The organism is Paraburkholderia sp. (genome assembly GCF_036488505.1).
Lineage (GTDB): Bacteria > Pseudomonadota > Gammaproteobacteria > Burkholderiales > Burkholderiaceae > Paraburkholderia.
Genome location: NZ_DASXHN010000040.1, coordinates 1 through 8,083, shown reverse-complemented (window position 1 = coordinate 8,083; position 8,083 = coordinate 1). Strand labels below are relative to the sequence as shown.

The window sequence follows — 8,083 nt, the reverse complement described above, 5'->3', positions numbered from 1 at the left end:
CGCGTTGCCGGCTGATCTTGCGCCACCAGCCGCGCCGCGCCTGCAACGCGAGCAGGATGTTTTCGCGGATCGACAGCTCGGCGACGATGCCTTCCTTTTTGCGGTCTTCCGCGCAATAGCCGATGCCGTGGCGCAACGCGTCGTGCGGCGAGCGCAGCCGCACGGCGCGCCCCTTCACGAGGATCGTGCCGCTGTCCGCGCGATCCGCGCCGAACAGCAGGCGCGCGGTTTCGGTGCGGCCCGAGCCGAGCAGACCCGCGAGGCCGAGAATCTTGCCGGACTGCACTTCGAGATCGATCGGCTGCAACGTGCCGCGCCGGCCGACGCCGCGCAACTCGACGAACGGGACTGCGCTCTGCGCGTGCGGGACCTGCGACGCGTCCTCCGCGCTCTCCTGAAGCTCGTCCGCGGCCTGCGCTTCATGCGCCGCTTCACGCAGACGCGCGCTCATGCGTTCATGGCCGACCATCTTCGCGACCAGCTGATCGGCCGGCAGATCGCGCGCAAGGTATTCGCCTTCGCGCTCGCCGTTGCGCATTACCGTGATGCGGTCGGAGATCGCGTAGGTCTGTTCGATGAAGTGCGTAACGAACAGAATCGCGATACCCGATTGCTTCAGATGCCGAAGGATTTTGAAAAGCTGCGCGACTTCGCTGTCGTCGAGACTGGAAGTCGGCTCGTCGAGGATCAGCACGCGCGCATCGACCGACAGCGCGCGCGCGATCGCGACCATCTGCTGCACCGCGATCGGGTACGCGTCGAGCGAGCGGGTGACGTCGAGCGATACGTCCAGGCGTGCGAGCGCGGCCTGCGCGCGCCGTTTGATGTCGGGCCAGTCGATCGCGCCGAAGCGGCGCGGCTGGCGGCCCGCGAAAATGTTCTCCGCGACCGACAAGTTCGGACACAGATTCACTTCCTGGTACAACGTGCGCACGCCGGCCGCTTCGGCCTCCTGGGGCGACGCGAACGCGACCACTTCGCCGCCGAGGCGGATGGTGCCGGCATCGGGTGCGAGCACGCCGGTGAGCACGTTGATCAGCGTGGATTTGCCGGCGCCGTTCTGTCCCATCAGCGTGTGCACCTCGCCGGGGAAGAGCCGAAAGTCGACGCGTTGCAGCGCCTTTACACCGGGGAATGTTTTGCTGACGCCGGAGGTCGCGAGAATCGGCTCGGGCGTGCCGTCTTGGGGGCTTTGCACGCCGCGAGCCGGCTGGCCCGGCTGGTTCGGTTCGGAAGCGGAATGGATCATGGACCTCGCTCGATCGGCTATGCGTGGTTCGGCAGGCTGCGCCAGCGGCATGCTCCTGAAAAGAGACCGCCCGCTGCCAACGCAGCCCGGGCGGTCAGGCACCACTGGAGAACCCGTTGATCTGGCCGCGCTGTGCTTCTGGCGCGCGCCGCGGCGTAAGCGCATGGGACGTCAAGAGAACGCCGTGGCGTCCCTTGCGTCGGCGGCGTCAGTATTTACGCTGCGGCAGCGTTTGTGCGGCGACGCTCATCGGGAAGACCGTCTCTTCCGTCACGATGCGCTTGGGCAGTTGCTTGCCGGCGACGACGTCCTTCACGGCCGACATCAGTTGCGGTCCGAGCAGCGGGCTGCATTCGACATCGACGTTCATCTTGCCGGCGACCATCGCCTGGAAGCCGCCCTTGGTCGCGTCGAACGACACGATCGTGACGTCCTTGCCCGGATGCATGCCGGCCTCTTCCATCGCCTGGATCGCGCCGAGCGCCATGTCGTCGTTATGCGCATACACGACGTTGATCTTGTTGCCGTAGGTCTTGATGAACGCTTCCATCACCTGCTTGCCGCCCGCGAGCGTGAAGTCGCCGCTCTGCGACGCGATGATCTTGAACTTCGGATCGTTCTTGATCACTTCCATCAGGCCCGAGTGCCGGTCGTTGGCCGGGGCCGAACCGACCGTGCCCTGCAGTTCGGCGATGTTGATCGGGCCTTTATCGTTCTTGTAGTGATCTTCGAGCCATTTGCCGCCGCGCCGTCCTTCCTCGAGGAAGTCCGAGCCGATCATCGTCACGTATAGCGACTGGTCTTTCACATCGATATTGCGGTCGGTCAGGATCACCGGAATGTTCGCGGCCTTCGCTTCGCGCAGCACTGGTTCCCAGCCCGATTCGACCACCGGCGAGAATGCGATCACGTCGACTTTCTGCGCGATATACGAGCGGATCGCCTTGATCTGGTTTTCCTGCTTCTGTTGAGCGTCGGAGAACTTGAGCTTGATCTTCGCTTCCGCAGCCGCCGACTTCACCGACTCGGTATTCGCGGTACGCCATGCGCTTTCCGCGCCGACCTGTGCAAAACCGAGCGTGATCTGCTTGTCGTCGGCATGCGCCCGGGGCGTGGCCAGCGTCAGAGCACCCAGACTCGCGGAAAGTGCAAGCGCGCCCAGAGCGCGACACGCGGCACGTCGTGTATTCGCCATGACTGTCTCCTATGTCGGCCAGAGTGAGCGCTCGAGCGCTGACCTTGGACCTACTGATTTATGCAGTTGTTGTGTGCGATCCGGCGACCTGCCCAGCCCTCACGGCCCTCACGGTGCGTGGATCGTGATGTAGCGTACTGTGGGACGCGTTAACCGTCCAATCACATGATTCGCGCCGTCGATACCATTTTTGATATAACACGCGCGTTCAGCATAGGGCGGTTCTGGGCGTGACCCAGCGAAACGTCAGATTGATGCGCTCGCCGCTCACGCGCGGTTCCTTCGGCACCCGATGACGCCATTCGGCCTGGGTGTCGCCCTTCATCACGAGCAGACTGCCGCCTTTGAGCGCGAACGATTGCACGACGCCAGTTTTGTTATGCCGCAGATCGAAAGTGCGCTCGACGCCGAGGCTCACCGACGCGATCACCGGCTGTTTGCCGAGTTCGGGTTCGCGGTCCGCGTGCCAGCCCATGCTGTCCGCGCCACTGCGGTAGCGATTCAGCAGCACACTGTTAAAACGCGCGCCGCTCGTCGCTTCGGCGGCGGCCTTGAGTTCGGCGACGGCCGGCGTCCACGGTTGCGGTACGTTGCGAATGCCTGAATACACGTACACCGCGTCCGGTTCGCCCTGCCACGCGGTCAGACGCGGCAGTGCAACACGGCCGCCGGGCGTGCCGATCGTGTCCTGACGCCATTGCACTTCGTCGATCAGACGCGCGAGGAATTGCGCAGCCGTGTCCGGCGCAAGCCAATCGGGATACCAGTCGAGCTCGGGCGTCGGCAGGTCGTTGAAAAGATCGCTCATCGCAATACGTTGGTGCAGCCGGTGCAAGCGGACAAGTGAGAACACTGACTATTATGGCTGCAACGGCACGCCCCTCTCACTCATGCGCTTTGCTCTGTCATTCGACGCGGGTCGCCGCACTTTCCTTTACTCCTTTTTCTCACGGACCACGTCCATGACTCTTTCCGACCAGGCGCTCGATCAGCTCTTTCGCGAAGCACGCACGCACAACGGCTGGCAGAATAAACCCGTCGACGATGCCCTGCTCCATCAACTCATCGAACTCGTGCTGCTCGGGCCGACCTCGGCTAATTCGAGCCCGGGCCGCTTCGTGTTCGCCAAGACGCCGCAGGGCAAGGAAAAACTGCGCCCGGCGCTGTCGGCGGGCAATCTCGAGAAAACGATGGCCGCGCCGGTCACGGTGATCGTCGGCATGGACATGGCGTTTTACGAGCATCTGCCGAAGCTTTTCCCGCATGCGGATGCGCGCAGCTGGTTCGTTGGCAACGAACGCGCGATCGCGGATACGGCATTCCGCAATTCGACGCTGCAAGGCGGCTATCTGATTCTCGCCGCGCGCGCGCTCGGTCTCGACACGGGGCCGATGTCGGGCTTCGACGCCGCCAAGGTCGACGCCGCGTTTTTCGCCGGCACGACCGTCAAGGCGAACTTCCTGATCAATCTCGGCTATGGCGATGCGTCGAAACTGTTCGCGCGCAGCCCGCGCTTTTCGTTCGACGAAGCGGCGCGCGTGGTTTGATGCATGTTTGACGAGGTGTCGGGCCTGCGTCGCCTCGCGTTCGTTGCGCGCTGCTGCATCGAGTGCTGGGCCAGCCGCTTCGCGTCAGCCGAGCACCGCGATATAAAACACCACGGTGCCGATTAACGCGCCGACAAAGCAGAAACCTTCATCCGCGTCATCGCCGCTCGAGTGCAGCCACGCGCCGGCGACGCCGAACAGCCCGGCAATGCCGAGCGCGACGCATACCATCACCACGTCGAATAGCGCGGTCTTGCCGAGTTCGGAAAAGTCGACATTGCGCACCCCAATGTAAAGGGCGATCGCCATTAGAGAGATGCCGACCAGCGGCAGCATCACATGACTGCCCTCGCGCCCCACGTGGTGCGCGTGAGGATCGTGATGCGCGCGGTGCGCATCGCGCGGCTGATGGCCTAATTTGAGCAGTTTCATCGTGTGTCCCCCTCGCCCGGCCTCTTTCCCGAGCGACAGCACCAGTTGCGAGCGGGCCCTGCGGCCTACGCCGTGGCGCCGCCATGACGTCGCTGCGATGGCCCGAAAATCGCACTGGTTTGTTAAAGCATAGTCCACGCTCGAAGACAATTCAAAGCCCATTTAATTAGCTTGTATCCGCATCGAACGCATCGCGTGGATCCTCCAATTTGTGCTGAAGCACTTATCGCACCGGGCTACACACCGCCGGGAAAAGCCTTGGGACACTGCGGAGCATCCGTGATCAGCACCCGGCCTCGCCGCCCAGCACGAATCTTGCGGGGTCAGCAAGGGTCCGAACATGCCGGTAGAATGACTCGCCCCGTTCGCGCAGCAGCGCGAATGCATTGCACTGCGCGGCAACCGCTCGCCGCGCGTCTTCACCGAGCTAGTCTTCCGCTCCTTTGCCGCCCGATCCTTCCTATGCGCCGTTCATCGTTTCTCGTTCGCATCATCCTGATTGGCATCCTGCTGCACATCTACGTCGGCTTACGCGTGATTCCCGACATGCCGATCAGCGCGACCACCCGCTGGCTGTGCGCGCTATGGCTCGTGCTGTCGGTCGTTCTGATCCCGATCGGCATGATGGCGCGCGGCATCAAGCGCCAGCCGCTCGGCGACCGGCTCGCGTGGGTCGGCCTGCTGGCAATGGGCTTCTTTTCGTCGCTGCTGGTGCTGACGTTCGCGCGCGACCTCGTACTCGCTTCGCTGCTGACGATCGATGCGATCTGGCCGAACACGTTGACGATCAGTCACTGGCGAACCGGCTCCGCGGCGGCAGTGCCGTTGATCGCGCTGCTGTCCACGCTGATCGGCCTTATCAATGCGCGGCGCCGCGCACGCGTCGTGACGATCGACGTGCCGATCGACGATTTGCCGCGCGGGCTCGACGGTTTCACGATCGTGCAGATCAGCGATATCCACGTCGGCCCGACCATCAAGGGACGTTATGTCGACGCGATTGTCGATGCGGTGAACCGGCTGAAACCCGATCTGATCGCGGTAACCGGCGACGTGGTCGACGGCAGCGTGTCGAAGCTCAGCAAACATACGCAGCCGCTGTCGCGGCTCAGCGCGCGGCATGGCGCCTTTCTCGTGACGGGCAATCATGAGTATTACTCTGGCGCCAACTCGTGGATCGACGAGTTCCGCCGCCTTGGCTTGCAAGTGCTGATGAACGAACACGTGGTCGTCGATCATGACGGCGCGCGCGCGGTGATTGCTGGTGTCACCGATTACTCGGCGGGCCATCATGATCCGGCGCATCGCAGCGACCCTGTCGCGGCGCTGGCCGGCGCGCCGGGCGACGTACTGATCAAGGTACTGCTCGCCCACCAGCCACGCTCGGCCGAAGCGGCAGCGGCGGCCGGCTTTACGCTGCAACTGTCCGGCCATACGCACGGCGGTCAGTTCTTTCCGTGGAATTTCTTCGTGCGATTGCAGCAGCCGTTTACGGCTGGCCTCGCGCGATTGAACGGCTTATGGGTCTATACGAGCCGGGGAACCGGCTATTGGGGACCGCCGAAGCGTCTGGGCGCACCGTCAGAAATTACGCGTGTACGGCTGGTTCCTGGTGAGCCGGATTGAGTCGGATAGAGCCGGCAATAGTGCGCCGGCGAATGCATCGCTTATTGATGGATACCGATACGAAGCACCCGCACGAATGCATTCGCGTGTGCACGCTGAAGCAGCGCGGTAGAGTCAGAACCGGATCGCATCGCGCGATATGTTGGGAAATGCTCGGGCATCGTATCTTTCTCGCCTGGGTAGCAGCCGGTACTCGCTGGCCGCCGATCGCGCGACTGTTTCGTTGTGCGCATTCTCAAGGAACCCCAGGCATCGTTGCGTCGGCTTGACTGAGCTTTGCACGGCCCCATAATATTCGCCCATTTATTCAACCGGAACCGCGATCTTGAACAGTAGCGGTATCAGTCGAGTATCGATTCGGCCGATCGACTGAATCGGCAGGAGTTCCGCGTCAGTTTCGGCTGTCGCCATCCTGCTTCCGAGCTCGATGGTGCGCATCGCTTTCTTTTTATTCACATTCGTGCAGTGCTGGCGCAGCACAACACCTCATCGACGCCGTGCGCTCGTTACATGCGTCGAGTGCGGCGATTCTCGTTTTGCCTGACGTTGCGTTGCAAGCGATCACGCTCGTCCTCGCCGCAAACGACGATAGGGGACGCGGCACCGTCATGCGTAAACTTCATACTGCGACAGTATGCGCGCCAACCTTTCTGAACGATGACACTCGAATTCTGTTTGCGGCTTCTGACCGCGTTCTCCTGCGGCGTCGCAATCGGCCTCGAACGGCAGATGCGGCAGCGCAACGCAGGCTTGCGCACGATCACGCTCGTCGCGAGCGGCGCCTGCCTGTTCGTCACGCTCGGCGTACTGACCGGCAACGGTACGAGCGGCATCACGCAAATCGCCGCGTATGTGGTATCGGGCGTCGGCTTTCTTGGTGGCGGCGTCATCATGCGCGACAAAGGTTCGATCCAGGGAATCAATACCGCCGCGACGCTGTGGTGCTCCGCGGCGGTGGGCGTATTGAGCGGCGCGGGACATTACGGGCCGGCGCTCGCGGGCACCGGCGTCGTACTGTTGACCAATACGGTGCTGCGCGAAGTGAGCCGCACGATCAATGCGACGCCGGTTTCCAATGCCGATCTAATTCGGCAGTACATCTTGACGATCGTCTGCCGGGAAGTCGATGAGATCCACATTCGCACCGCGATTTCCAACTCGATGTATTCGGCACCATTGTCGTTCCAGAGCCTGACGAGCGAGGACGTCGAGGGCGATCCGGGACGCATACGCGTCACCGCGACGCTTAAGTTGCATCCGAAGGATCAGTCGAAGCTGGAACAGATGGCGAGCCGCCTGAGCATGGAGAAAAGTGTTTCCAGCGTTAGCTGGACGGCCAGGGAAGCGGAGCCGACACCCGAATGACGCGCGGCATGCGAGGTCGATTTATTCGCCTGCATCGTCCGCGCTTAGCTTGCAACGGATCGAGACACTGTTGATTCATGGTCCTGGACATCGACTGTCGCGTAACCTTCGACCAAGCGCTATCGGCGTGTTTTTCGCGCTGAACCGTGGACTGATCGTGCCTCGATTTCACGTCAAGGAGTTTTGTTAGTTCCTGCTTGTACGGAAGTTTCGATGTTCGGAAAAGCTGGTGCCACCGCGGTAATGCACGGGCGAGTCCAATGTCGAGGCCACCGGGCTTGCCGAATCAGTGGGACAGCACGAAGCAGCGCGCAGACTCGGCGTTCATTTGGCAATCGCAGGCGACTGGGTCGAGGTAGCCGCAGTTCCAGAGGATATTGGCGAAGTGGCGGCCGCGAAGTGAAGAACACAGGATCGACAGGCCGATCGACAAACTCTGGGCCGAGAACAGCCGACTCCGGGAAAGAGCTGGCTAGTGCGAAATTCGATACCGAGATACTTCGAAAAGCGACGGCGTACTTCGTGAGGGCGCGGCGGTCTACTACGCATGGATCGACGAGCACTTCGACCAGTACAGTGTTGCTCGGCGATGTCGCATCCTGGGAGCGTCGCGCAGCGGACATTGCCAGTGGCGTAACCGTGAACCGAGTCAGCGAGCGCAGGCCGACG

7 protein-coding genes and 1 pseudogene are annotated in these 8,083 nt (G+C 62.5%); 4 read left to right on the top strand and 4 right to left on the bottom strand.

Annotation, left to right across the window (positions count from 1 at the left end):
- The 3 genes from VGH68_RS02440 to VGH68_RS02430 form a co-directional block, all read right to left on the bottom strand.
- The coding region (locus VGH68_RS02440; RefSeq protein WP_331601913.1) for a sugar ABC transporter ATP-binding protein at positions 1-1,249 on the bottom strand (1,249 nt) is incomplete at its 3' end.
- Between the two features lie 208 nt (positions 1,250-1,457).
- The gene (locus VGH68_RS02435) at positions 1,458-2,444 is read right to left on the bottom strand and encodes an ABC transporter substrate-binding protein (protein ID WP_331601912.1); all 987 of its coding nucleotides are present in this window, start codon (positions 2,442-2,444) and stop codon (positions 1,458-1,460) included.
- A gap of 208 nt (positions 2,445-2,652) precedes the next feature.
- Entirely contained in the window at positions 2,653-3,252 is a 600-nt protein-coding gene (locus VGH68_RS02430; RefSeq protein WP_331601911.1) for an alpha-ketoglutarate-dependent dioxygenase AlkB, read from the bottom strand.
- Between the two features lie 154 nt (positions 3,253-3,406).
- On the opposite strand from VGH68_RS02430, the gene VGH68_RS02425 reads away from it, so the two are divergent.
- Entirely contained in the window at positions 3,407-3,991 is a 585-nt protein-coding gene (locus VGH68_RS02425; RefSeq protein WP_331601910.1) for a malonic semialdehyde reductase, read from the top strand.
- A gap of 84 nt (positions 3,992-4,075) precedes the next feature.
- Here VGH68_RS02425 and VGH68_RS02420 read toward each other — a convergent pair whose 3' ends face one another.
- The gene (locus VGH68_RS02420) at positions 4,076-4,423 is read right to left on the bottom strand and encodes a hypothetical protein (RefSeq protein ID WP_331601909.1); all 348 of its coding nucleotides are present in this window, start codon (positions 4,421-4,423) and stop codon (positions 4,076-4,078) included.
- Between the two features lie 462 nt (positions 4,424-4,885).
- Here VGH68_RS02420 and VGH68_RS02415 point away from each other — a divergent pair, with 462 nt between their 5' ends.
- The 3 genes and pseudogenes from VGH68_RS02415 to VGH68_RS02405 form a co-directional block, all read left to right on the top strand.
- Entirely contained in the window at positions 4,886-6,049 is a 1,164-nt protein-coding gene (locus VGH68_RS02415; protein WP_331601908.1) for a metallophosphoesterase, read from the top strand.
- Between the two features lie 657 nt (positions 6,050-6,706).
- Positions 6,707-7,414, top strand: coding sequence for an MgtC/SapB family protein (locus VGH68_RS02410; RefSeq protein WP_331601907.1), 708 nt, complete (start codon positions 6,707-6,709; stop codon positions 7,412-7,414).
- Positions 7,415-7,661: 247 nt separating this feature from the next.
- Positions 7,662-8,083: pseudogene (locus VGH68_RS02405) on the top strand (IS3 family transposase); the annotation flags it as partial.